Genomic DNA, 24,477 nt, shown 5'->3' on the forward strand with positions numbered 1-24,477 from the left:
AAATAATTTCTAATAAAAAAGGCTCTTCGAATAGGAAGAGCCTTTTTATTTAGGGTTTATACCTGCGATAAAACAATTTAGATTTCGGTAATTTCAAGTACAATGCTTGTTTCTACTTTAGACGAAGAAACTCTTAGTCCTACATTCATTAAGTAATCTCCTGTAAATGAATCCCCGGATTGTTCAAAAGATTTTTTTGCTTCCGGCATTACATTTATTTCTTCTACTTTGTACATTTTATCAGGATCTAAACCCTGTAAACGTACTGCAGTATATTGCGGATCATACAACGGATGTAGTGTATATGAAAACAATATGGCTTTGCTTTTTATTTCATTTACATACATTAAAACTGCCCGGCTCTCGTCGTAAGGAGAAATAAGGCGATACATATCGCCATGCCAGATTACGGTATTTAATCGTTTATAATTGGCTACTGCCTCCTGACAATATTTTAATTCATCTGCTTTGAGGTCTTTGATGTTAATATCAAAACCTAATTTTCCCATCATGGCAACATCTGTTTTAAACTTTATCGACTGATTTCCCCATGAAGTCACGTGATTACAAATTGAAAACGCCGGAAAAAACTGTGAGTAGCCCCATTGTATAAATATCCTGTTGAACGGATCTGTATTGTCACTTGCCCAGAATTCTGTAAAATATTTAAGAAGCCCATAATCTGTTCTGCCACCGCCACCGGCACAAAGCATCATTGGTAAGTTTGGGTATTTTGTTTTTATACGGTCTAAAACTTTATACAAACCATTAGTATATTCAATAAACAAATGCGACTGCTGATTTTTAAGATAAGTAGAGTAGGCACTGGTCATCATTCGGTTACAATCCCATTTAAAAAAGGCTACTCCGGTATTGGTCTGCATAATATCATCTACAGTTTTAAAAACAAAATCCTGTACCTGCGGATTGCATAAATCCAGAACCAATTGGGTACGATAGTAACTTTCGGGTCTGTTAGGAAGTTTTAAAACCCAATCCGGATGTTTCTCATACAATTCGCTTTTGGGATTAACCATTTCCGGCTCAATCCAAATTCCGAATTTTACTCCTGTTTTTCCGGCTTCCTGCATTAAAAATCCCAGTCCGTTTGGCAATTTTGTTCTCGTAGCCTGCCAGTCGCCCAAGCCGTATTTATCACCGCTTCGGGGATATTTATTTCCAAACCAGCCATCGTCTAACAAGAACATATCAACGCCCAATGTTTTTGAATCCGAAAACATATCGGTTAGTTTTTTTTCATCAAAATTAAAAAAAGTAGTTTCCCAATTGTTTAATAAGGTCAAACGAGGTTTTTCACCATCTTTGATTCCGTATTTTCTCGCCCAGGCATGGAGGTTTCGGCTTGCCAGACCTTTTCCTTTATTCGAAAAAGTATATATAAAAGAGGGTGTAGTAAATGTTTTTCCGGGCTGGAGAGTATATTCTGAAGCATACGGATTGATTCCGGAACTTATGCGAAGTGAGTTTTTGTTGTCTAATTCAAAAGAAAATTTAAAATTTCCAGACCAGGCAAGTGTTCCCGCTATAATTTCTCCCGAATTTTCATCTGCTTTTGAATTAAGTGATAAGAGGAAAACCGGAGTTTGATACATATCAGTACGAACGCCCAATTTTGAGTCAATTACTTTTGTACCACTTGTTAATTTGCTTTCCTGCATACGGGCTTCTTTTGCCCAGTCTCCATGATATTGGGTAAGCCAGTATTGATCTGCATCAAAGTGCAGCATCGATGAAGCATAGTCATACAACATAACAGGTTTCTTTTCATGGTGAAGGATTTCTGTCCATTGTTCAATTACATTTTCATTGTAAAAAGCTTTGTAATGAAGCTTAACTTCTACGGGATAAACAGGATCTTTTAAGTTCACAATGGTTTCCGTGACATTGCTGTCTATTTTTTCTGTTTGATGGCTTATATAAAAAAGTTCCAGAGAAGGGTTGCCGTCATTATGGGTAACTCTGATAGCCGATTCAAACAAATTATCTGTTCCAAACGTAGGGTAGGCCTGATGTCTTAAATTAACCAATGGATTCCCGTCATTGATGACAAATGATTTTGTATTTTCTTTTGAGAGCAGGTTATATCCGGAATTATCTTTAAGTTTTGTTCCCAGATAAGATTGGTACAATAAGCCATTTTTTCCTGCTTTCAGGATCAAAGCGGTATTTTGGGTTTCAATCTGGATTTGTCCCTCCTGGGCACTGACTTTGCAAAACAGTATTGCAAATAATAGAAGAAGCATGTTTTTTTTCATAGGATTGTATAGATAGTGTTGTTAAGTGGTTTTATTTTAAGGACTCAGTTTTAATCGTAAAAACACATGAGTTTTGAAGGGGCGTTTTTACACAGAGAACAAAGAGTGAAAGTGATTGGGCAGGTATTTATAAATGAAAATTCAATGGCAAAATGAAAATCATTTTAAAGAATACACGATAAAAGGTTTTGTGTATTTTTTGTGAAAACAGAAATTCAAAAATAGAATAATGATGTTTGTTGGTATACTGGTACCTACCAGTTTTTTAATTCATGGAATTTTATCATTATAAAAAAAGTCAGTTTCAGCGTTATGAAAAAAAGCCCGGATAATAGAAATACAACTGATTTCGTACGGAAAAATGGAGCTGAAAAAATGCTATTTCAGGAAGAAAAATCTCAAAAACTGGTATGGTCATAAAAAAAGAATGCAGTTGAATCTAAAGCGAAATAGTCCAAAAATATTTTTGATACTATATTATCCACTTTTAAATGTCTAAAAGCAACTGTCTCAGGTAATATTTACAAAAGATAGATTTGAGAGAATAGCATTTGTATTTGGGAGTATTAAAGAAGTGCTTTTTCGTTTGGTGAGTTATTGTAAAATATTATCCACTTTTATTTTGTATGGTCTTTTAACTGGATAATTTTTTGAATGTTTTCCGCATAAACTGGTCGATACCGGTATCGATGATTGATTAACATTTATAATTTTGGACTGAAGATTTATCCCTTTCCAAAAATAATTAACAGCAAAATAACAGGTGTAAAAGGGAGAGATAACTATAAAAGGCAGAATACAAAAACAACACATTTATAAAACATAAAAAATTACCGCCAAATAAGATAAAGATGGTAAAATAGGGCAGATACACATTTTTGTTGATGACTCCATAAATTCAGGATAGCAAACAAAAACATCTTTTAAGTCTTAATAAGACAAGTGAAATATTTATCTAAAGCAACACATACAAATACTACTAACACGATAAATAGACATTTTTTGGCGGTAATTAAATAACAAGCAGAACTTATTATTTAAATAGTTAAAAAGCTTTTTGCACTATTACAATAATTTAAAATAAAATGTAATGAAGAGATCATTTCGAAAAAAACAAAACCAATTTTTATTTGCCGCTATTATTTTTTGTATCCTAACAAGTAAAATGTTTTCACAGGATGACCGCCGCTGGCAAATGGATCAGGATGGTTCTGTTTCATGGCAGATTAATAACAATATTCCGCATAACGATCATATAGAAATGAGCGGAAAAAGAATCTCTTGTGTTTTAAGATACGGCGTTACTGCAGATGGTTCGTTTAAGGCTACCCGCAGTTTGGTCTGGCCTATGTTGCGAACTATTCCCAATAATACTCATGCGAGTTTTACACGTCAGTTTGCGCAAGATGGTTTTGATCTGGTAATGGTCAATTACAAACCCATACGGGATGAAAAAGTTACTTCGATAGCTATTAACGGCACATTATATGTTAAAAGTAAAGCAGGAAATACTCTTGAATTAACCAGACAATTTTTTCCTTCAACCACCTTATCCGGATACGGAGAAATCTATACTCTTAAAAATATATCTGATAAGAATTGTATAGTAGAAATTCCTAAATCAAATACTGTTTACATTTCAGATCCCACAAAAGGAACTGAAGGCAGTTATGCCGTACATGTGGATCTCTTTAATTCCGGAAGTTTTAACCTTCAGACAAACGAAACGATTCGTTTTTCTGTTTTTTATTCAGGTCTTAAAGCAAACGAACCCACTTTTACTGTAAATGTAGAAGAAGAAAAAGACAAACGCCTGAAACTGATTCATGAACTATGGGATAAACTTATATTAGAAACCCCTGATCAGGTTTTGAATACAGAATTTGATTTTGCAAAAATAAGAGCTGCCGAAAGTATTTTTGAAACCAAAGGCGGCCCTATGCATGGTCCGGGAGGAGAATCGTACTATGCTGCAATATGGGCTAATGATCAAGCAGAATATATAGGACCTTTTTTTCCTTATTTAGGATATGAATATGGCAATCAGGCATCGTTGAATGCGTATCTTCAGTTTGCAAGATTCATGAATAAAGATTACAAACCTATTCCGAGTTCTATTGTTGCTGAAGGAACGGATATCTGGAATGGAGCCGGAGATCGGGGAGATGCTGCAATGATTGCTTATGGAGCCTCACGTTATGCTCTTTCACGAGGAAATATAAACGAAGCCAAACAATTATGGCCACTGATTGAATGGTGTCTGGAATATTGCCATATAAAATTAAATACAGAAGGCGTCGTAACATCAGATTCTGATGAGTTAGAAGGACGTTTGCCTGCTGGAAAAGCCAATCTAAATACATCCTCTTTATATTATGATGCACTTCATTCGGCTGTTTATTTAGGGGAAACGCTGGGAAAAGATAAAGTACAATTGAAATCTTATAAAGATCAGGCTGTAAAATTAAGAGCTGCTATCGAAAAATATTTTGGTGTAACTGTAGAAGGATTTGAAACCTATAAATATTATAAAGAAAATGATATTTTAAGAGCGTGGATTTGTACGCCGCTTACAATGGGAATCTACGATCGGAAAAAAGGAACTATCGATGCTTTATTTTCACCAAGATTATGGACTAAAGATGGCCTTGCCAGTGTCGCTGGTGATAAAATATTCTGGGACAGATCTACTTTATACGCTTTAAGAGGAGTATTAGCTGCAGGAGAAACAGATCAAGCAATAGATTTTTTACACTATTACTCCAATCGTCGTTTATTAGGAGATCATGTTCCGTATCCGGTTGAAGCTTTTCCCGAAGGTGACCAACGCCATTTATCTGCAGAAAGCGGTTTGTATTGCAGAATTTTCACCGAAGGTTTATTTGGTATTCGCCCTGTAAGCCTGAATAGTTTTGATTTTACACCACATCTTCCTGTATCGTGGCCTGTTATGAGCTTACGAAAAATTAATGCTTTCGGTCAGGATTTCGATATTAAAGTAAAAAGGGTAAACAAGAAATTAAAGGTTATTGTTTCTGATCAGAAAAAGATCTGGTTTGAAAAGCTTATTAATGAAGGAGATACTGTTAAAGTGTCATTTTCTAAATAATCCTGAATTATAATAGTTTGATTAATAGTATTATATTCTAATAATTGGATGAAATCAACGGTTTAAAAGCTCCCGAACAATTTTGTTTGAGGAGCTTTTTATTTTATTTATTTTTGCACTCTTAAATACTCCTCATGAATTCCCCTGTAAAAGCCGTCGACTCAATTTATAATCTTCAATTTGGATTAGTTTGTTTAAGTTCCTTACTTTTTTCTGCCAGTTTTAATATGCTGATTCCGGAACTTCCGGAATACCTGAGTAATATGGGAGGAGCAGAGTATAAAGGATTAATTGTGGCTCTTTTTACATTAACAGCAGGAATTTCCAGACCCTTTAGCGGAAGATTAACAGATACTTTAGGAAGAGTTCCGGTAATGGCGGTGGGTTCTATTGTTTGTTTTGTATGTGGAATTTTATACCCCGTATTAGGAACAGTTTCCGGATTTTTATTTCTTAGACTGATTCACGGATTTTCTACCGGATTTAAACCAACTGCAACTGCAGCTTATGTTGCAGATATTGTTCCAAGAGAACGCTGGGGCGAAGCTTTGGGAATACACGGACTTTGTTTTTCTATAGGAATGGCATTGGGGCCAGCAATTGGAAGCTCTATTAAATTGTATTTTTCGATGAATATACTCTTTTATGCTTCTTCGGTTTTTGCATTGATGTCTATTGCGATTTTGATGAATATGAAAGAAACTTTAAAACATAAACAACGTTTTAGTCTGCGTATTTTAAAGATTTCCAGAAATGATATTATTGCTCTCGAAGTATTACCGGCTGCTATTGTAACTTTTCTGTCTTATATGGCTTATGGTGTAATTTTGACTTTGATTCCTGACTGGAGCCAGCATTTAGGAATTGCGAATAAAGGTTTGTTTTTTGTGGTTTTTACCATTACTTCGGTAATGATTCGTTTTGGTGCCGGAAAAGCATCTGATAAATATGGAAGGCTTTATTTAATTGCGATTGGACTTTTCTTTTTAATTATATCGCTTCTGATTGTTGGATTTTCAACTTCAATTACCGGACTTCTGGTTGGAGCTGCAATTTATGGAATATCCACCGGAATCGTTTCGCCAGCTTTAAATGCCTGGACTGTAGATATGAGTTTTCCGGATCATCGCGGTAAAGCAATGGCCACTATGTATATTGCGCTGGAAGCAGGAATCGGGCTTGGGGCTCTTTTTGCCGGATGGGTTTATCAGGATGTGATCGCAAAAATCCCAATGCTGATGTATGGGAGTGCCGGAATGGTATTTTTGGCGTTAACGTATGTATGGATTCAGTTTCGGAAAAACAAAAAGAACATTTTATCGTAATAATTATTTCCCGGCTAATAAAATTACAGCTAAATAATTGATTTTGTTTTAAAAGGGTATTTCTACTTATATTAGATTGATTGACTTTTTATAGTTTTGATTATCAGAATTGTACTACTTTGATAAAGTAAAAAGTAACTATAAAATCAAAATAACTATGAGTAAGATTTTAATTTTAACAATTGACGGAGGTGGAATAAAAGGAATTTTGCCATCCTATTTTCTGGAACAATTAGAAAGCGCCATGGGAATGTCTTGTTATCAAATATTTGATATCGTTGGTGGTACATCTACAGGAGGTATTATCGCAACAGGTTTGACTTCACCAATGGATAATATATATCCTATGTCGGCAGCATCAATACTTGATATTTATAAAAAAAATGGTGATAAGATTTTTGTTTCTCAGGAATTCTCAGATCTAAAGTATGTATCGCTTTATTATGGTGATGATGGTAATGGAAACGGTATAGAACCTTACCTGCAAGAAATATATGGTTCATCTTCTTTGAGCAATGCAAAACAAAACATGGCAGAAAACCTGAATGGAAAAACGAAACATGTCTTTACAACCAGTTATACGATAAATAGCAGTGGAGGTGTAATTGCAAACCCACAAAAAGGAAGTGACTATGGTCCTTATTTATTTAATTGGCGGGATGCATCGGTTTCAGCATCGGATGATTATTTTGTTTGGGAGGCAGCAAGAGCGACAAGTGCCGCTCCAACTTATTTTCCTGTTGCCAATGTTGGAGGAGCTCAGGGAGCAAATTCAGAAGCGAATCAAAGATGGGTTGTAGATGGCGGTGTTATGTCTAATAATCCTGCAATATGGGCTATTAGTGAGGCTTTTAGAACTCAATTAGTAAGTTCATTAAGCGATATTGTTTTGGTATCCTTAGGTACAGGTTCTTATCCGGGTGGAGCAGGTTTAGTTACAACACGTCAGGGAGATCTGGATCCTGATAATGGAAATTGGGGAGACGCACCTTGGCTAGCCAGTGATTTGTATGATTTAGAAGGTGTAGAAAATGGTGACGGTGCTATTATAAAAATAATTACTGAGGCGGTACAATTAGTCTCAAACCAACAAATAATAGGCTTACAAAATTCAGGTTTATCTTATTACCGACTTGAGCCAACAATTTCGCAGGCACAATCGCAAATGGATAATATTCAGCAATCGAATATTGAATCTTTAATTAATACTGCCAAAGACTATCTTGATAGTGTAGAAGGCAGTACCATTTTTAATCAGATTGTTGAGGAGCTTAAGGCTAATTTATAACCACTTTTTATTCCATAAATAATAATGCGAATGTTCCTTAAGTTTTAAGGAAAACATTCGCATTTTACTTGTTTGAAAAAGTACTGTAAAAGCAAATCGATAAAATATTTTATTTCTCAATATTTATTTTTGCAACAAAAGAAGAAACAGCTTTTGTATCAGAACTATTTTCCGTTACATAAACTCCAAGGATATTATTTCTATAAGCAGTGTTGGCACTTGTAGCGCTTGAATTAGGGAAATCAAGATCTATCCAGTTTGCTTCTCCAAATGATCCGTCAGAATTTCTGCTTACTGAAACAAACGAAGCACCAGTATGTTTTCCATCAATGGCAATCCAGTCAGATGGCATATTATATCCGTTATCTTTTGAAACTGTAATGCCTTCAAAATGCGTGATGACAGACAAAACGGTTTCATTTTTATAGCTAAAGGATTTTAAATTGCTGGTTTTTTTAGTTTTTGAATTATAATCAACCAGAAAAGCCTGGCTTATTTTTCCTAATTCAGGACTGGAATATCCTCCTGCAAGTGTATAGCTGTCACCACCATTATGCCAAATTCCATATAGGGTATTGGTTAATGAATTGGGTAATTTAAGTTCAGTATATTCTTTTGTAGTGGTATCATATAAAAAGGCATATCCATTTTTATCATTTTCTACATCATAATTTCCAACCGCAATTCCGCCCATTATACTGTGAACAAAGACATTGTTTGTGTTTCCTCCATTTGGTGATACCTGAACCCATGTTCCGGAACCATCAAGAGGTCCTTCGTAATAAAATCCCAGATTTCCGCTTGGAGCTTTTCCGGTAGAAGCAGTTATTTTATACGATCCCACAATTTGTATAGTTCCATGAGGCCCATTATTAGGTCCATAACAAGAAGTATTGATAACTGCAGCTGTTGGAGTGCTTGGAAAATTGACTACATGCCATTTTCCTTCAGTACCATTTCCTTTTAGCGGGCCTTCGTAAATAACGCCCTGAACAATATTGTTCTGACCTAATAAACTTCCTGTGATATAGACATTGTCAGAACCTGAAACTCCTCTGATTCCTTGTATGGTTGTTTGTCCGGCAGGATCATTAAAATTTGCATAATGAACTGCATTTACTTCTAAATTTATATTTTGTGACATGATGTTTGGGGTTTAATTAGTATTACTTTTTTGAATCGTTTTAATTGAATGTTGTGGTGCTGAAAATATCTTTAGGTGTATTTACCCAAAGTTTTTCTACTTCCAGCTGATGCAATTGCTCTTCCAGATCTCTTCTGATTTCACTGTATGCCGGATCATAAGCAAGATTGGTGATTTCTAACGGGTCATTTATCAGATCATAAAGTTCATATTGTTTGAAATATGCTGTTGCAGCATCAAAATAATAATCGAATTTCCATTTTTCTGTTCTGATGCAGCGAATACGATTAGCTGCTTTTACGATTGTCCAATTGCTGTTCGAGCCTGCTTTTATATCATCATAAGTAAACAATATACTATGCTGAACAGGAGTATTGTTCTCCATTACTGGCAATAAACTTGTACCTGCAAGTCCTGTAGGCGGATTAGACACATTGGCTATATCGATAAAAGTAGGCATGATGTCTGCCAGTGTTGCCAATGCCATGGATTGCTTTAAACCATGATTTTTAAATAAAACCGGATTTGAAATAACCAGCGGAACTCTTAATGCTTCTTCATAAGCAACAAAAGTTTTCTGACGTAAACCGCCATGAGCCAAACCCATTTCTCCGTGATCAGATGTTAATGTAACAATTGCAGAGTCTGCCAGTTTGTTTCCGTTTTCATCTTCTTTATACAATTCTTTAATGAAATAGCCAATTTCGTTGTCGACATGACTTAACAAATGACCATAGAAATTAATGTAATTGAGTTTTTCCTCCGGACTGGCAATTTCACCCAGGCTTAAAGCCATATTAATTAAAATTTGTTCCTGTGCCATTGGTTTTTTATTCTCAAGTAAATTTTCATTTACGGTAGCCGGAAGTCCAATTTCTCTACCCGACCAACTATCAGGATGATATCCCGATGTCGCTGCTGATTTTGGATAAGCCAGAACATCATGAGGATTTACGAGCGAAAGAATAAGACAATAAGGTTTGTGGTTTCCGGCAGCTCTGTTGGCTTTTACTTCTTTCAAGTATTGTATTGCTTCTGCGGTATATCTGGCATCGTGATTAGCAAATCCTCCACCAAAATTAAGCGGATTTACATCTTCGCCGGCATCCGGAGCGATCCAGCCCATTGCACCAAACAATGAAATGTCAGCAGCGGTTAAGTTTTCATAATTTGTTTTGGTACCATTGGGTGCTACACCTTTGCTCATGTGCCATTTGCCTCTGTATTGCACGTCGTATCCGTCTGCCCAAAGTACATTCATGATGTTGGGCAAAGTATTGTCAAGAGTGGGTTCCTGAGGTGATAAAAGCCCTCCTTCGGTTAATGTTTGGCTTACACCGTGTTTGGCCGGATAAGTTCCCGTAAATAAGGTTGCCCGACTTGGCGAACACATACAGGTATTGCAAAAAGCCCTGTCGAAACTAAAGCCGTTTTGCTTTAAAAATGTGAGTGTTGGAAGATTTTTTTCTTCCCATCCAGGCGGAAAATGTTGTGTCGCACGTTGTTCATCCGTAATGATCAGAATAATGTCGGGCTGCGACCCAATCTGGTTAAGTTTTTCTTTTAAGTCCATTGTTTGTTGTTTAAAATATTAGTAAAAATTATACTTGTATATGACTAATAAACAGCATGTAACAATTTGTAGATTTGGGATATCCAAAAATCATTAAGTATCTGAATTTTAATTGGTAAGAATAAAATTACAATAATAAAACAAAGTCAAACAACGTATAAATACCTGTTTTTCAATAGTCTAAGAATAATGAAGTTTTTAAATAGTTAGAGATGTAAGAAAGAAGTGGGAGATAGGGTCTGAGGAATAACTATAAACACAAAAAAGCTTCAAAATCAAATGACTTTGAAGCTTTTTTGTGTTTTAAAAAACAGTTTATCTTTTAATTTCCATTTGCCCTTTCAAGTATTAAAGACGAAAAACTTTTTACTCCTGTTTTGATACATGCTTCATCAACTGAAAAATTCGGAGCATGATTCATAGCAACAATTCCTTTTTCAATATTAGAACCGCCAAGGAAAAAGTATACGCCCGGAATTTTCTGTTGAAAATAGGCAAAATCATCATTAAAGAAAGGAGCCTGACCATAATCAGGAGCAACGAATGCTTTACCATAAATGGCGTTAAGTTTTTTTATTACAGTCTCAGTTAATTTTTGATCATTAAGAACCGTTGGATTTCCCTGCACAAAAGAAACTGAAATCAGCTGATTCTTAAAATTATTCGCTTCAATTACATCTTTGATTTTAGGTATGATACTGTTTAAATTAGAAGAATTTGTTTCATACAAATAAGCCTCCAAAAACAGTTCATTGTTTTTAGAATTAATAGAAAATTTATCATCCATGATTAAATAATCTTTAAAATCTGTTTCAGGATTTACAAGTCCTACTTTTGGATCTGCAATATTTTGTACTTCCCAGGGTTTAGTGTTTGCCGTAATACGAAATAAAGCATTGTGAATCTTGTTTGCCAGTTCTTTAGCCTGATCCTTGGTCAATTCATCTTTAAGCTTTATTTGTACTCTTTTTTGATAAGCAAACAATTCATTTGGTTTAACCATTATTTGCCCCACAGGTAATGGAGTTACATGAAGTCCGTATATTTCATCAGGTTGTATTTTAGAAAGTAAGCCATTGTCCAGCATTGCCTTTGCACCAACAAAAGTCTCCTCTTCAGGCTGAAAGATAAAATATACCGTTCCTTTCAAATATTTTTTATTTTTTGCCAGTACCTCAGCAATACCTAATGCAATCGTCATATGTATGTCGTGTCCGCAACCATGCTGAATTCCTTTTATCTTAGATTTAAAATCAACAGGATCTGGTAAATCATTTGGAAGCGCATCCATGTCAGCTCGCCAGGCTATTTTTTTTCCTTTTTGACCGCCTTTTAATATCCCTACAACAGCGTGACCATAAATATTGGTTTGAACCTCAAGTCCTAAATCAAGTAAATATTTTTTTATTTTCTCTTGTGTTTGTATTTCATTACCTGCTAATTCAGGGTTTTCATGAAAGTCTCTTCTAATGCTAATTAGTTTATCGAAAATAGCATCAGTATCCGTTTTTATAGCTTCATGAGGTAAAATTGCCTTCTTTTCTTGTTGGCTAAAAGCCTTTTGATAAGCAGGTGATAGTAATACGAGTAAATACAACAGAAATTTTCTTTTCATAATTTGAGTTTGTTTAGTGCCTGAATAATATTCTTTAATTAGAATACAACAGTATAGACTACATAAAAGCTATAAATGTTACACCAATCGAACTATTTTATTATGAATTTTTTTATTATCAATAAGTAGTTGATTACCTGATATAATATAAGAATTGAGAAACAGCTAGTTTAATTGTTCAGTACTCTTAATTCTCAAACAATATTCAGTTCCTAAATAAAGCGGATTTCCATGTTTTTCAGACCAGAAACCATCTAAAACATCTTTGGTGATACAACGATAAACAGCAACTCCTTTATAAGTTTCGTGATCATCTCCTTTGTAACTAAAAATAATTACCAAAATATTGTCTTTAAAGAAACCGTGACCTTTTTGTTTTTGTGTATCATTAATAAGCCAGTGCGCAATAATTCTGTTGTTTTTGTCTAAAGACAAACTCAAAACACCTTTGTAAGTCATAGTCTGGTTTTCGTCCTGATTGCTTCCGGAGATGGCATAATCGCCAATTAAATCTTGTATTATCATTTATTTTCAGATGTAGAAATTAAGAGGTCAGTGTTTACTGAGGTTTACAGATGTCGATGTACAGTAGGAATACAAATTTTTAAAGAATACATCCGCACAATGACCAAACCAAAAGTAAAAAATATATTTAATATACTACGATACTTCAAAAGCTTCACTGTTTAGAGTAAGTGCAATTCGGGCACTTTTTATAAATTCAATCAATTCAAAACCCTTTAATTCAACAGCCAGATTATTGATTTCGTTTTCCTGTCCCGTTGCTTCAAGTATGGTGTAATCTTTTTCGATTGTTAAATATCTGACGTTATATTTTTTAAACACATGATCTGAGTTTTCATGGCTGATTACACCGGAAGTTTTTACTTTAAATAAGGCTATTTGCTTCCATATAATTTCTTCGTTTGTGCTGCAGTAACAGCTAAAGACCTCGATAATTTTTTCAATTTGAAGAACTATGTTCCGAACGGTTTCATAAGTTTCTTTTATAACAAGCGTACAACGGTACATCTTATCCGTTTCGCAGATAGAGATATTGAGGCTTTCCAGGCTAATTTTTCTTCGGGAAAGCATAATGGTTATTTTATTAAGTAATCCCATTTGATCTTCGGTGTAAACGGTTAAGGTGTATTCTTTTTTCATTTGTAAGCTGTAGTGAATTATTTGAATGAATTAGTATTAATGTGTGTGCCCTGGAAATAAAAAAACCTTTCTCATTTTGAGTGAGAAAGGTTTTTTTTTATAGTACAAAAGAATCCTGCCTCGTCAAAATAGACGAATAATGATAATTGCGCTAATGATAATTTGTACTGAATTTTTCATGTATAGTTTAAATAAAAAAACCTCCCTAAAAGGGAGGTTTTAAATGGTATCTGTGTACTTTATTTATATAACATCCCTGATCATTATCAAATGATAATAATGCTGCTAATAATAGTGATGTTAATTACGTTTTTCATTTTTTTTCCTGATGAGCGACAAATGTATTCATTTTTATAAAACTAAAAAAAGTTTTTTTCAATGAAACGATTTGTTTTCTGGTAACATCAGATATCTCTATTTAACTCTGGCCTGTAAAAACTTCGGCGTGGTTATTTGTAAATAACGACACCGAAGTTGTAATTTTTTTATTCAGATCAAATTATATTGATACTATAGAGCATCCCAGGATGCACTTGGATAATAAATAGAGCTGGTTACAGGAGCTGTCCAGTAATCCTGACTGCCGCCACGGAAAGTATGAAGACTTACTGCATTTACATTTCGTTTAGAGTCATTAGTCACCCAACGAATGGTTTGATTCAGTATCTCAGTACCATTTACATAATATTTAACGTATCCATCAGTATTTGAACCGGTATTTAATTTCACAGATATTTGACAGTTATAGGTTACGCCTTCCTGTATGTAATACTTTTTTCCAAAATCATTACCAAATTGTCCAGGCTGATCTCTGTAATATACATATGGTTGTAGATAAGCACCACTTCCTTTTGCAGTGTTTGATCCACTTGGGCAATACCACATAAATCGGGCACTACCGCCATTACCATCCCATCCCGGATCGCCACCGGTATTCTGATCTCCAATTAAAATACCATATCCGCATTTACCGCCTCTGCTCCAATAAAATCCGGAATTAAATTTCATCTGGAACCAAACGGTATAAACTCCGGTTGACCAAACCCCATAGGATGTACATAATCCACCGGGACATGATAGTGTGTTGGTTTGCAATGTGATCGTTCTGGCTGTAGCAGTTCCTTTTGCGGTAGAATTTCCTCCTTGTGCTACATTAGGAGAAACATCTTCTTTGTTAGCGGTTTGAGACACTTCTTTGTTAACGCTTTGTCGCTCATTTAAATCTTGTTCTTTTTCACAGGAATTAAACATTACTGCTGTAATAAATAGCAAACTTGTTAATTTTAAGGTTTTTTTCATTTTTAAAATTTTAAAGGTTAGTAAATAATTAATAGTTGGTAAATAATAGATAGTAAATTGCAATTATATTTTGTTGTTGATTACAAAGTCAAATCGACATTTGTAAGGCAATACATAATTGACGATGTAAAGTTGATTAATTAAAGTTCAGAGGAGGGGTAATAATGTACGTTTTTGGGTACAAAAAAATCTTGATTGTGTATTTTGTGTACTTTTTTTAGATTTTAAAAATAATATTGATGTAAAAAATGCTAAAAAAATGTTTAATAGGTAGTTAATTAAGAATTTAATGAATTGCTTCTCAAATAAGAGTATATTTTATACAGAGTAGTGATTTAAGAATAGAACTTAAGTTTTTTAAATTGGCTATCTTTACATAAATAAATTTTTATGTACGAAGATTTAAAATATTGGTATTTACGTGATCATAAATTGTTTAGAACCCTGAGTTACTCACAAATCAAGCAATTGTGTATTATTACAGGTTTTAAAAAAGCTTCAAAAGGAGAAATTATTTATTTCTCTACATCAGATTTGCCCCGTATTTTTTTACTTAAAAAAGGAAACATAAAAATTGTTGCCATTGATGAAGATGGGAATGAAGTTATAAAAGATATCATTCAAAAAGGAGATTTGTTTGGCGAACTGACTTTAGAAACCGATACTAAAAATGAAGAATATGCAAAAGTCCTTTCTGACGATGTTGCCATTTGTAGTTTTTTAATGTCTGATTTTGAAGATTTATTGCTTAGAAATCCAACTTTGGCACTTTCGTACACCAAATTTGTTGGCTTGAAAATGAAACGTATCAAAAATAGTTACGCCAATTTAATTTCTAAAGATGCCAAAACCAGATTGTATCAATTTCTAAACGATTGGGCAGAAAGAGAAGGTGTTAGAGATGGTAATTCGGTTGTAATCGAAAATTATTTAATTCAAAGTGATATTGCTCAAATCATCTGTACCTCAAGACAAACGGCAACACAATTATTAAATGAAATGGAAGCCAATAATCTTTTAGCCTATAACAGAAAAGAAATTATCATTCCGGATATTACCAAAATACAATTATTTTAGGCGAAGTGTAAATTAGCCGACATTTTGCTTTTTCATAGTAAAGTAATTTTACATCATCAAAAAGATGTAACACCAAAAAACTATGAAAAAAGTATTTTTAATTTTTTTAGTGGCCTTAAGTACGGTTGCTAATGCACAAACTGCGATCCCTAAATCTGCAAATGATATTGCTCCTTTATTAATAGGAGAAAAAGTTCCTGGGATTACTTTAAAAACAGCTGAAAACACTGCTGTAAAAATTTCTGATTTACTTCAAAAGAAAAAAACAGTTCTGGTTTTTTATCGAGGCGGTTGGTGTCCGTATTGTAATTTGCATTTACAGGCATTGGCTGAAGCCGAAAAACAAATCCTGGATCTGGGGTACCAAATTATCGCCATTAGTCCTGATTCACCAGAGAACTTAAAAATTACAGAAGAAAAAGATAAGGTAAAATATACTTTGCTTTCTGACTCAAAAGGAGAACTTATTAAAGCAATGGGCATTGCTTATGAAGTACCTGAAAACTATAAATCAGTAATAAACGTACATTCTAAAGGCATCAATACGAGTTTGTTACCAGTTCCTTCTGTTTTTATCTTAAATACAGAAGCGGATATCTTATTCGAATATATTGCTCCTGATTTTAAGCACCGTATTACAACAGATTTACTTGTTTCAGTATTAAAAGCACTTTAAATAAAATAAGATGAAAAAGCTACTATTATTTGTACTGATTTTAATTTCCGGTGTTTCATTTGCTCAAAACGAAGTGAAACGAATTGCGCAGTATAATTTAGAAAATAAAGTTGCCATTCAGGGTTATGATCCTGTAGGATATTTTAATCAGGGAAAAGCAATCAAAGGAAAAAAAGAAATTTCAGCCTCTTATCAAGGTGTAACTTATAAATTTTCGTCAGGCGAAAACAAAGAAACTTTCCTGAAAAATCCATCAAAATATGAGCCTCAATATGGCGGATGGTGTGCTTATGCAATGGGAAGTGCAGGGGAGAAAGTCGAAATAAATCCGGAAACCTTTAAGATTATCGATGGTAAACTCTATTTGTTTTACAATGCTTATTTTAATAATACGCTGAAAAGCTGGAATAAAGAAGAGACTAAACTCAAGTCACAAGCAGATACGAACTGGAAAAACAGGTATAATTAAAAGCAATCATGAAAACAGAAAAATTAATCTGGATTTTAAGAGTAGCAACAGCAGGAATCTTGTTGCAAACCTTATTTTTCAAATTTAGCGGAGCAGCAGAAAGCGTTTATATTTTTTCTGCTTTAGGAATAGAACCTTACGGAAGAATCGGGACGGGGATTGCTGAATTGATTTGTTCCGTTTTAATCCTTATGCCACGTACTACATGGATTGGAGCTTTGGGCGGATCCGGAATAATGACCGGAGCAATTTTGTCGCATTTATTTGTTTTAGGAATAGTTGTTGAAAATGACGGAGGTCTTCTGTTTTTATTAGCCATTATTACTTTAATATGTTGTTTAGCATTGCTTTATTTCAATAAAAATAAATTGTTTAATCTTCTAAATTTAAAATAGCTATGTTACTAAAATCAATACGCCATAGTTTAGATGAATTAATTTCTCTATTAGATCAGTTATCAGATTATGATTATGCAAAATCATGTGAAGCTTTAAGTAAAGCAACAATTGGAGAACATGTAAGGCATATTTTGGAGATGTATCAATGTCTTGAAAATGGTTATGAGTCCGAAATTTTAAATTACGATAAACGCGAAAGAAATATTCGTATTCAAACCGAAACTGAATTTGCAAAACAGGTTATAGCAGAGATAAAAACAGGATTGAAAAGCGAAAACAAAATCATCTATTTAGAGCAATTAATTGATGGATTTTCTATCAGGATTCAAAGTAATTATTATAGAGAATTGCTTTATAACCTGGAACACTGTATTCATCATCAGGCATTGATAAAAGTAGCGGTTTTGCAGCTTAAAGACATTTCTGTTAGTGAAAATTTTGGTGTGGCGCGTTCAACCATAGAATATAGAAAACAATGTGTACAGTAAGTTTTGTAAATAATAATGGGGTTGCAATAATAACTTCAAATCGGGACGAAAAAGTAATTCGCCCTGAAGCCCTTGCCCCAAGAAATTATTGCCTGAATGGCAAAAATATAACCTATCCAAAAGATTCAAAAGCAGGGGGAACCTGGTTTGCAGTAGATGAAAATGGAGTTGCACTGGTTCTTTTGAATGGCGGAATAAAAAAACACAATCCTGCCTCTCTTTATAGAAAAAGCCGCGGATTGATTGCTCTGGATATTATTTCTGGTTTGTCTCCAAAGGATTTTTGGAATGAAATTAATCTCGATCACATTGAGCCATTTACATTAGTCTTGTACCAGAAAGAAGAATTGTATGAACTGATTTGGGATGGTTTTTCTAAATGGAAGAAGTTGCTGGATCAAACCAAAAATTATATTTGGTCGTCAGTTACTTTATATCCTGAGGAAATTAGAAAAAGACGTTCAGATTGGTTTTTTAATTTTTTGAAAGATAAGAATGAAATTACAGCTCTGGATATGCTGGATTTTCATAGAAACACACAACGTAATGATTCTGAAAACGGCTTAATTATTAACAGAGAAAATACTTTAAAAACACTAAGTGTAACACAGGTTGTAATCAGGCAGAATAAATGTACTATGACGTACCATGATTTGATTAAAACAAAAGATTTTTCAACATCATTTCTAAGTATTTAAAAACAAGTAATATGAAACTATTTTTCCATAAAGTAAGCAATTGGGAGTATTGGCCATTTCAGGTTTTGTATGTTCCTATTTATTTTCTTTGGGCATATTATGCAATTAAAGCAAGATCTGTATTCTTTTTTAATGCCTCTAACCCCAAAATTAAAAATGGCGGTTTTATCATGGAAAGTAAAAAAAAGATTTACGATTTGCTTCCCAAAGAACATTACCCAAAAACCATTTTAATCAGGGAAAATACAGATCTTAAAAAGATCGCAAGTATGATAGTTGAGAACAGAGTTTATTTTCCTCTGATTGCTAAACCGGATATTGGTTTGCGGGGTTCTGGTGTAAAAAAAATCAAAAATGTATATGAATTGAATGAATATGCAAACAAAGCAAACTTTGATTTTTTGATACAGGATTTAATTCCGTTTAAAAATGAAGTAGGTATTTTTTATGTACGTCATCCACATCAAAAAGAAGGCAAAATTACAGGAATTGTTTCTAAAGAATTTTTAATTGTAACCGGTGACGGAATTTCTACGATTGAAGATTTGATTTGTAAAACACCAAGATTTCAATTGCAGCTCGAAGTATTACAGCAGGAATATGGAACACAATTGCATCAGGTTTTGCAAAATGGTGAAATGATAAATTTAGTTCCGTTTGGAAACCATGCACGCGGAGCAAAATTTCTTGATGGCAGTAATTTGATTACCCCAAAATTAACAGCCATGATTAATAAAATAGCCTTTCAAATCCCTGAATTTTATTTCGGACGTTTTGATATTATGTACAACACTTTTGAAGAATTAGAAAGAGGAGAAAATTTTCAAATCGTAGAACTTAACGGAGCAGCAAGTGAACCAACTCATATTTATGATCCTAAACATTCTGTTTGGTTTGCCTGGAAAGAATTGGCACGTCACATTCGATATATGTATGAAATTAGTGCAGAAAACCACAAAATGGGAGTTCCTTATTTAAATTATAAAGTTGGAATTCGCGAATACAGGTTGCATCTGGCACAAAATAATAAGATTATAAATTTTTGAAAATGAAAAGAATAAATTAAAATGGATTGCAATTGATCAGGGCTGTAACCAAATTTGTCGTTTTTTCGGGAAAATCCAGGGGAATAACACCTAGTTTCTGCTTGTAATAATTATTTTTCAAATATTCCAGCATTCTGCTGTTTACCCCCTTAATAGTCACACCGTCACCTTGATATGCGACAGTATAGGGATATGCTCCTGTGGACGAACCACTGGCAAAATTTAGAAAGAGTGATTTATGATCAGGATGACTTGTAGATCTTTGAAAATGTTTCTCAACTTTTTCCCATTTAGTATGAATGTTAAAAAGAGTAGCGACTTTATAGGCATCCTGAACCTCTATTTTTTCATCAATATTGTTTATTTTACGTTCAAAGTAGTCTGAATTATCCGGCCAGCTTGAAGCATTTATCCCATAATCTTCATCAGATGAATATCGTCTTATTAGTAAAAGTTTTCCACGAACCTGACCAAGAGAAGGTATGGTTGTTCTTGGAATTGTTTCAGTGCCTTTTTCCTGTGTAGCCCAATACTTAATATTTTTCTTTATTTCTGCTTCAACAAGATCCTTGATAGGATTTTTGCCGCTTCCTTCATTTTGCACAGACAGGAGTATGGTTTCTTTTTTATTAAGATCTAAAAAACGGTAACATTCAGTTAAGATTTCTGAGAAGTTCATATGCAGGCGTATACCGCCATGATAAGCTTCAAGTTTATTACCACTTTTTTGTATTCGGATATCAAGAAAACGTATACCAAGGTCAAGTTGTTGTCTTATAGTCAAGTCCTGGCACTTGGTTAGTCCTAGAATGATAGGTACAGCAAGAGCCGTGACAGTATGAAACATTGCTAATACTTCATTCGGAAGTCCTTTTATCAAACCTTCGTTTATTCCAAATGTACAGGAGTCGTGTGTGCCGGGAACCGTAAGCGAAGCAATACTACAGGAATCAGGAAGAAATTCCATCCAATTTGGATGAGACTGATTTGAGGCAATGAAACTAAATTTTGGATTTTGCCCAATCAGAGTGAAATATATTGCCCCGTTATGATTCCACCCAAGTGAAACCTCACCACCAAGTCCGGGAATATGTAGAAATGCGGCTTTAATTTCAAATCCATTTTTGGCACGAGCCTGAATTTGAAACTTGTTATTGGTTCCTTGTAAAGTATAATCAATTTCGCCTGAATCATCTTTTTTATTTTTAGTGCCTTCAGTCCATTCAATATAGATAGAGGCTGAAGTGCCTGGCTCTATTATACCTGGAAATTTACTGTCCCATGATTTCATTTGGTAAGAATGATGATCAGTTTTCACCCATCGATAAGATGTACTGTTTTTAAGCATTAAGTAGCCGCCTTGTCCCATAAAATTATAGATTTGGATTGATACTTTTGTTTAATTGAATTATAATGAAAAGGTTTGATCCAGACAAATTTATTTAAATTGATTTTTATAATTATACGTATAATTACCTGATTGTCATATTTTAACCTTGGATAGTTTTTAAAATCCCGATTGACATATTTTGGAATGCATGAGCATTTAATCATGTAAATGTTTTAAAGTTTCAAGTGATTAATTTCTTCAAATAACCTCATACTTTTTGTCTTATACATTTAAAAAAGCAAAAGTAAATTATGAAAAGCGGAGAAAACTAATATAAAACGTTGTGGTGGTCAATAATTTGAATTAAATTTAAAGAACAAATCACGAGAAATTGACCTTAAATCATTATTACGTGATTTTTTGCTTATATATTAAAACAAAAGATTTATGGAAAAGACCACAAAAATACTATTCCCTTACGATCAAAGTCTGGTAAAAGAATTGCCTTTGATCGGTAAAAAAGATATTGATACGATATTGGATACCGCTCAAAATTTATTTGCAGCTCAGTCAAATTGGATTCCTGCTTTTAAAAGAATTGAAATATTAGAAAAAACAGCTTCTATAATGAATGACAGAAGCGAAGAATTGATTCATTTAGCGATAAGCGAAGGAGGTAAGCCTTATAAAGATACTAAAGCAGAAATACTTAGGGCGATTAAAGGGGTAAAATTAGCAGCTGAAAATATAGCCCAGATAAAAGGAGAACAAATTCCAATGGGGCTTACAGAAGCTTCTCTAAACAGAATTGCATTTACTTTAAAAGAACCTATTGGCGTTGTTGTTGCAGTTAGCGCTTTTAATCATCCGTTAAATTTAGCCGTGCATCAAATAGCTACCGCTGTTGCTGCAGGTTGTCCCGTTATATTCAAACCATCAAGTAATACACCTTTATCTGGTCTTGCGCTGGCAGATATTCTAAAAGAAGCAGGTTTACCCGAAGGATGGCTGCGAGTCGTTTTGTGTGATAATGAAACGGCAGAATTGCTGGTTACTGATTCCAGGGTTAATTTTTTAACCTTTATAGGTTCAGCAAAAGTAGGCTGGTCTTTAAAAAGTAAATTGCCTCCGGGAACCAGATGTGCATTAGAACATGGTGGAGCAGCATCGGTAATTGTTGAGCGTGATGCCGATTTTGGCGAAATGATTCCGGATTTGGTAAAAGGAAGTTTTTATCACGCAGGTCAGGTTTGCGTTTCAGTTCAGAAAATTTATGTAAATCAGGAAATTTGTGACCGTTTTATAAAAGAGTTTTCTGAGGCGACTAATAAATTGATTGTTGGAAATCCGTTTGACAAAACAACAGATGTTGGTTCACTAATTACCCCAAAAGAAGTTAATCGTGTAGAAGAATGGGTTAACGAAGCAATAGGAGAGGGCGCTAAATTAATTGCCGGAGGAAAACGTATTTCGGATACTACTTTTCAGCCTACAATTTTGTTTAATCCTTCAGAAAAATCAAAAGTTTCCACTAATGAAATTTTCGGCCCCGTTGTATGTGTGTATCCGTTTACAAACAGAGAAGAAGCAATAAAAAAAGCTAATGCTTTAGACGTACATTTTCAGGCAGCTGTTTTTACAAAAAACATAGATATTGCTTTGGATGTTGCTCAAAAACTAAATGCTACTGCTGTTATGGTGAATGATAATACAGCTTTTAGGGTAGATTGGATGCCGTTTGGTGGCAGAGATGCTTCTGGTCTTGGAATGGGTGGAATTTCTTATACCATAAATGATATGACAAGAGAAAAACTAACCGTTTTTAAAAGTAAATATTTATAATTTAAGAAAATCATCAACAAAAAATCAACCGAAAAGTTCATCAGAATTTTTATAGTTAGATATAGTTTAAAAAAGAATACAAAGTCTAGTGAGCTTTGTATTCTTTGCGTTTGTCAATACAACTATTATGAAAATCCTGATGAGCCTGAAGGTTAAATTCCATCTCTTTTATTTTAACTAGTTGGTTAATGCTACATACTGATAAAGCAGTTTTTGATTTTCGGCTTCATTAATTAAGAAGTGCGCGACATTCGTTCTTGAAATCTTTCCAACTTTTATTCCCTTTTGAAGTTTTGAAATTACGCTGTATGCTGCACCATTATTTTCATTTGTAAGCATTCCTGGTCTTATAATTTCCCACTTAATGGCACTTTTTGAAATTAATTCTTCCATTACTGTTTTATTGTTATACTGATCTTTAAGGAATAAAGAGATAACCGCTCGCATAAAAAAGCTCAAATATTTTTTGCTTTCTCCGGCTCCAAAACCTGTAATTACCAGAACTGGCGAAGAATAATTTAATTCGTCAGTAACCTTTATAAGCGTTTTGGCAATGTCAGAAAACAGAGTAGTTGCCTTTTTATTTTTTGTTCCAACAGTTATAAGTACAACATCAGAACCTTTTATAGCCTGTCTCAAATCGATAGGCGATGTAGCACTTCCGTTTATTTTAATAAGGTTAGGATGATTTGGAATTTGATCTGTATTCGTAGACAGTGCTGTTACCACATGTCCTTTTTGAAGTGCTTGTTTCACAGATTCTAATCCAATTCCCGCACCGGCTCCTATAATGGCTATGTTCATCTTCATGATTTAATTTGTAGATATTTTTCAGTAATACTTTTTTGAGCAACCAATAAACTTTCGCTTCCCCATTTCCATGGAGTTCCTTCTGTTGTCAGGATTTCTGCGCCCGCTTCTTTCGCTATAAGTAATCCCGCCATCCAATTATAAGTATCGATATCTTCCTGTACAAACAAATCGATTCTTCCTGCACCAACATAAGCTAATTGTAAGCCGTGTGGTCCGTAATTTCGAACAATCCCAAAATTATCGAGCAGTTTTGTTATTGTAGAACCAATTTTTTCATTCAATGAATTATCAGATTTATCCTGATGTCCGTACTCAAAAACAGCCAGCATAATTGCCAAATCTGTTTTACGGCTAAGCTCCAGTACTTTATCATTCATATAAGCCCCTTCACCATCTTTTGCCCAAAACATTTCATCGGCCAAAGGATCATAAATTACAGAAAAGAAAGGTTTTCCATGACGTACAAGTACCAGATTTATTGTCCATCCCGGAATATGCTGAAGATATTGTATAGCACCATCCATGGCATCACAAAGCCAGTATTCTTCATGATCAGCAGGATTTCTTTGTGAATCAGTGTCAAATTCGTCTCCGATGTGCCAGGGTGTATTCGGAAATTCCGCAGCTAAATCTGTTTTCAATGAACCAAGACACAGAATATCAATATCTTCTAATTGTTTTAGGAGATCGTTCATATTTTGCGGCAGGACATTTTGTTTGTATTCTTTTAAAAAGGTACTGCCTACTTTTCGTACCGCATCAAGTATGATGGGAATGTTGATTTCGTTTTGCATATCATTTAGTTATTAATTACTATGCAAAATTAAGAGCAAGACAGCGCTCTAAT

21 protein-coding genes are annotated in these 24,477 nt (G+C 34.1%); 11 read left to right on the top strand and 10 right to left on the bottom strand.

The features are described 5' to 3' along the window. Positions 1–77: 77 nt before the first annotated feature. Positions 78–2,276 (bottom strand): alpha-galactosidase, encoded by a 2,199-nt coding sequence (locus A4F88_RS00485; RefSeq protein ID WP_068840586.1) that lies wholly within the window; start codon positions 2,274–2,276, stop codon positions 78–80. Between the two features lie 1,090 nt (positions 2,277–3,366). Here A4F88_RS00485 and A4F88_RS00490 point away from each other — a divergent pair. The 3 genes from A4F88_RS00490 (at position 3,367) to A4F88_RS00500 (ending at position 7,998) form a co-directional block, all read left to right on the top strand. Further along, on the top strand, positions 3,367–5,385 hold the full coding sequence (locus A4F88_RS00490) for a hypothetical protein (RefSeq protein WP_068840587.1): 2,019 nt from the start codon (positions 3,367–3,369) through the stop codon (positions 5,383–5,385). A 134-nt stretch (positions 5,386–5,519) separates the two neighbouring features. Beyond that, entirely contained in the window at positions 5,520–6,710 is a 1,191-nt protein-coding gene (locus tag A4F88_RS00495; RefSeq protein WP_068840588.1) for an MFS transporter, read from the top strand. 157 nt (positions 6,711–6,867) lie between these two features. After that, positions 6,868–7,998, top strand: coding sequence for a patatin-like phospholipase family protein (locus A4F88_RS00500; RefSeq protein ID WP_068840589.1), 1,131 nt, complete (start codon positions 6,868–6,870; stop codon positions 7,996–7,998). Positions 7,999–8,107: 109 nt separating this feature from the next. Here the strand turns inward: A4F88_RS00500 and A4F88_RS00505 are convergent, their stop codons facing one another. The 6 genes from A4F88_RS00505 to A4F88_RS00530 all read right to left on the bottom strand — a co-directional run bounded on the left by A4F88_RS00505 (position 8,108) and on the right by A4F88_RS00530 (position 14,793). Continuing rightward, positions 8,108–9,142: a hypothetical protein gene (locus A4F88_RS00505; RefSeq protein WP_068840590.1), complete on the bottom strand. Its 1,035-nt coding sequence runs from the start codon at positions 9,140–9,142 to the stop codon at positions 8,108–8,110. A gap of 40 nt (positions 9,143–9,182) precedes the next feature. Continuing rightward, positions 9,183–10,715 carry a sulfatase family protein gene (locus A4F88_RS00510; protein WP_068840591.1) on the bottom strand — a complete coding sequence of 511 codons (1,533 nt, stop codon included), beginning with the start codon at positions 10,713–10,715 and terminating at the stop codon, positions 9,183–9,185. Between the two features lie 322 nt (positions 10,716–11,037). Then, complete coding sequence (locus tag A4F88_RS00515) at positions 11,038–12,330, bottom strand: M20 metallopeptidase family protein (RefSeq protein WP_068840592.1); 1,293 nt, start codon at positions 12,328–12,330, stop codon at positions 11,038–11,040. Between the two features lie 165 nt (positions 12,331–12,495). Continuing rightward, on the bottom strand, positions 12,496–12,855 hold the full coding sequence (locus tag A4F88_RS00520; protein WP_068840593.1) for a hypothetical protein: 360 nt from the start codon (positions 12,853–12,855) through the stop codon (positions 12,496–12,498). A 135-nt stretch (positions 12,856–12,990) separates the two neighbouring features. Continuing rightward, a complete protein-coding gene (gene ilvN / locus A4F88_RS00525; RefSeq protein ID WP_068840594.1) occupies positions 12,991–13,494 on the bottom strand; it encodes an acetolactate synthase small subunit in 504 nt (167 codons plus the stop codon). A 510-nt stretch (positions 13,495–14,004) separates the two neighbouring features. Beyond that, positions 14,005–14,793, bottom strand: coding sequence for a polysaccharide lyase (locus tag A4F88_RS00530; RefSeq protein ID WP_068841418.1), 789 nt, complete (start codon positions 14,791–14,793; stop codon positions 14,005–14,007). Between the two features lie 390 nt (positions 14,794–15,183). Between A4F88_RS00530 and A4F88_RS00535 the strand changes: the two genes are divergently transcribed. From A4F88_RS00535 to A4F88_RS00565, 7 genes are all read left to right on the top strand, one after another. Beyond that, positions 15,184–15,870, top strand: a complete 687-nt coding sequence (locus A4F88_RS00535) for a Crp/Fnr family transcriptional regulator (RefSeq protein WP_068840595.1) — start codon at positions 15,184–15,186, stop codon at positions 15,868–15,870. A gap of 82 nt (positions 15,871–15,952) precedes the next feature. After that, positions 15,953–16,546, top strand: a complete 594-nt coding sequence (locus A4F88_RS00540) for a peroxiredoxin-like family protein (protein WP_068840596.1) — start codon at positions 15,953–15,955, stop codon at positions 16,544–16,546. A gap of 10 nt (positions 16,547–16,556) precedes the next feature. Beyond that, complete coding sequence (locus A4F88_RS00545) at positions 16,557–17,015, top strand: YHS domain-containing (seleno)protein (protein ID WP_068840597.1); 459 nt, start codon at positions 16,557–16,559, stop codon at positions 17,013–17,015. 8 nt (positions 17,016–17,023) lie between these two features. Then, positions 17,024–17,410: a DoxX family protein gene (locus tag A4F88_RS00550; RefSeq protein ID WP_068840598.1), complete on the top strand. Its 387-nt coding sequence runs from the start codon at positions 17,024–17,026 to the stop codon at positions 17,408–17,410. A gap of 2 nt (positions 17,411–17,412) precedes the next feature. Beyond that, entirely contained in the window at positions 17,413–17,901 is a 489-nt protein-coding gene (locus A4F88_RS00555; RefSeq protein WP_068840599.1) for a hypothetical protein, read from the top strand. After that, entirely contained in the window at positions 17,889–18,599 is a 711-nt protein-coding gene (locus A4F88_RS00560; RefSeq protein WP_068840600.1) for an NRDE family protein, read from the top strand. The genes A4F88_RS00555 and A4F88_RS00560 overlap by 13 nt, the downstream gene beginning before the upstream one ends. 11 nt (positions 18,600–18,610) lie before the next feature. Next, on the top strand, positions 18,611–19,645 hold the full coding sequence (locus tag A4F88_RS00565) for an ATP-grasp domain-containing protein (protein WP_068840601.1): 1,035 nt from the start codon (positions 18,611–18,613) through the stop codon (positions 19,643–19,645). 16 nt (positions 19,646–19,661) lie between these two features. Here A4F88_RS00565 and A4F88_RS00570 read toward each other — a convergent pair whose 3' ends face one another. Next, positions 19,662–21,014, bottom strand: coding sequence for a phosphatidylinositol-specific phospholipase C (locus A4F88_RS00570; RefSeq protein WP_082815665.1), 1,353 nt, complete (start codon positions 21,012–21,014; stop codon positions 19,662–19,664). A 408-nt stretch (positions 21,015–21,422) separates the two neighbouring features. Here A4F88_RS00570 and A4F88_RS00580 point away from each other — a divergent pair, with 408 nt between their 5' ends. Then, positions 21,423–22,817 (top strand): aldehyde dehydrogenase family protein, encoded by a 1,395-nt coding sequence (locus tag A4F88_RS00580; RefSeq protein ID WP_068840604.1) that lies wholly within the window; start codon positions 21,423–21,425, stop codon positions 22,815–22,817. 177 nt (positions 22,818–22,994) lie between these two features. Here A4F88_RS00580 and A4F88_RS00585 read toward each other — a convergent pair whose 3' ends face one another. Then, positions 22,995–23,627, bottom strand: coding sequence for an NAD(P)-dependent oxidoreductase (locus A4F88_RS00585; RefSeq protein ID WP_209442813.1), 633 nt, complete (start codon positions 23,625–23,627; stop codon positions 22,995–22,997). Beyond that, positions 23,624–24,424 (bottom strand): inositol monophosphatase family protein, encoded by an 801-nt coding sequence (locus A4F88_RS00590; protein ID WP_068840606.1) that lies wholly within the window; start codon positions 24,422–24,424, stop codon positions 23,624–23,626. Before A4F88_RS00590 ends, A4F88_RS00585 begins: the two co-directional genes overlap by 4 nt. Between the last annotated feature and the right edge of the window lie 53 nt (positions 24,425–24,477).

Origin of the sequence: Flavobacterium chilense (assembly GCF_001602525.1) — a bacterium.
Classification (GTDB): Bacteria; Bacteroidota; Bacteroidia; order Flavobacteriales; family Flavobacteriaceae; genus Flavobacterium; species Flavobacterium chilense.

Bases quoted from the DNA above. Each gene is read 5' to 3' on its own strand.
- A4F88_RS00485 (WP_068840586.1), bottom strand. From the start codon at position 2,276: ATGAAAAAAAACATGCTTCTTCTATTATTTGCAATACTGTTTTGCAAA.
- A4F88_RS00490 (WP_068840587.1), top strand. From the start codon at position 3,367: ATGAAGAGATCATTTCGAAAAAAACAAAACCAATTTTTATTTGCCGCT.
- A4F88_RS00495 (WP_068840588.1), top strand. From the start codon at position 5,520: ATGAATTCCCCTGTAAAAGCCGTCGACTCAATTTATAATCTTCAATTT.
- A4F88_RS00500 (WP_068840589.1), top strand. From the start codon at position 6,868: ATGAGTAAGATTTTAATTTTAACAATTGACGGAGGTGGAATAAAAGGA.
- A4F88_RS00505 (WP_068840590.1), bottom strand. From the start codon at position 9,142: ATGTCACAAAATATAAATTTAGAAGTAAATGCAGTTCATTATGCAAAT.
- A4F88_RS00510 (WP_068840591.1), bottom strand. From the start codon at position 10,715: ATGGACTTAAAAGAAAAACTTAACCAGATTGGGTCGCAGCCCGACATT.
- A4F88_RS00515 (WP_068840592.1), bottom strand. From the start codon at position 12,330: ATGAAAAGAAAATTTCTGTTGTATTTACTCGTATTACTATCACCTGCT.
- A4F88_RS00520 (WP_068840593.1), bottom strand. From the start codon at position 12,855: ATGATAATACAAGATTTAATTGGCGATTATGCCATCTCCGGAAGCAAT.
- ilvN (WP_068840594.1), bottom strand. From the start codon at position 13,494: ATGAAAAAAGAATACACCTTAACCGTTTACACCGAAGATCAAATGGGA.
- A4F88_RS00530 (WP_068841418.1), bottom strand. From the start codon at position 14,793: ATGAAAAAAACCTTAAAATTAACAAGTTTGCTATTTATTACAGCAGTA.
- A4F88_RS00535 (WP_068840595.1), top strand. From the start codon at position 15,184: ATGTACGAAGATTTAAAATATTGGTATTTACGTGATCATAAATTGTTT.
- A4F88_RS00540 (WP_068840596.1), top strand. From the start codon at position 15,953: ATGAAAAAAGTATTTTTAATTTTTTTAGTGGCCTTAAGTACGGTTGCT.
- A4F88_RS00545 (WP_068840597.1), top strand. From the start codon at position 16,557: ATGAAAAAGCTACTATTATTTGTACTGATTTTAATTTCCGGTGTTTCA.
- A4F88_RS00550 (WP_068840598.1), top strand. From the start codon at position 17,024: ATGAAAACAGAAAAATTAATCTGGATTTTAAGAGTAGCAACAGCAGGA.
- A4F88_RS00555 (WP_068840599.1), top strand. From the start codon at position 17,413: ATGTTACTAAAATCAATACGCCATAGTTTAGATGAATTAATTTCTCTA.
- A4F88_RS00560 (WP_068840600.1), top strand. From the start codon at position 17,889: ATGTGTACAGTAAGTTTTGTAAATAATAATGGGGTTGCAATAATAACT.
- A4F88_RS00565 (WP_068840601.1), top strand. From the start codon at position 18,611: ATGAAACTATTTTTCCATAAAGTAAGCAATTGGGAGTATTGGCCATTT.
- A4F88_RS00570 (WP_082815665.1), bottom strand. From the start codon at position 21,014: ATGGGACAAGGCGGCTACTTAATGCTTAAAAACAGTACATCTTATCGA.
- A4F88_RS00580 (WP_068840604.1), top strand. From the start codon at position 21,423: ATGGAAAAGACCACAAAAATACTATTCCCTTACGATCAAAGTCTGGTA.
- A4F88_RS00585 (WP_209442813.1), bottom strand. From the start codon at position 23,627: ATGAAGATGAACATAGCCATTATAGGAGCCGGTGCGGGAATTGGATTA.
- A4F88_RS00590 (WP_068840606.1), bottom strand. From the start codon at position 24,424: ATGCAAAACGAAATCAACATTCCCATCATACTTGATGCGGTACGAAAA.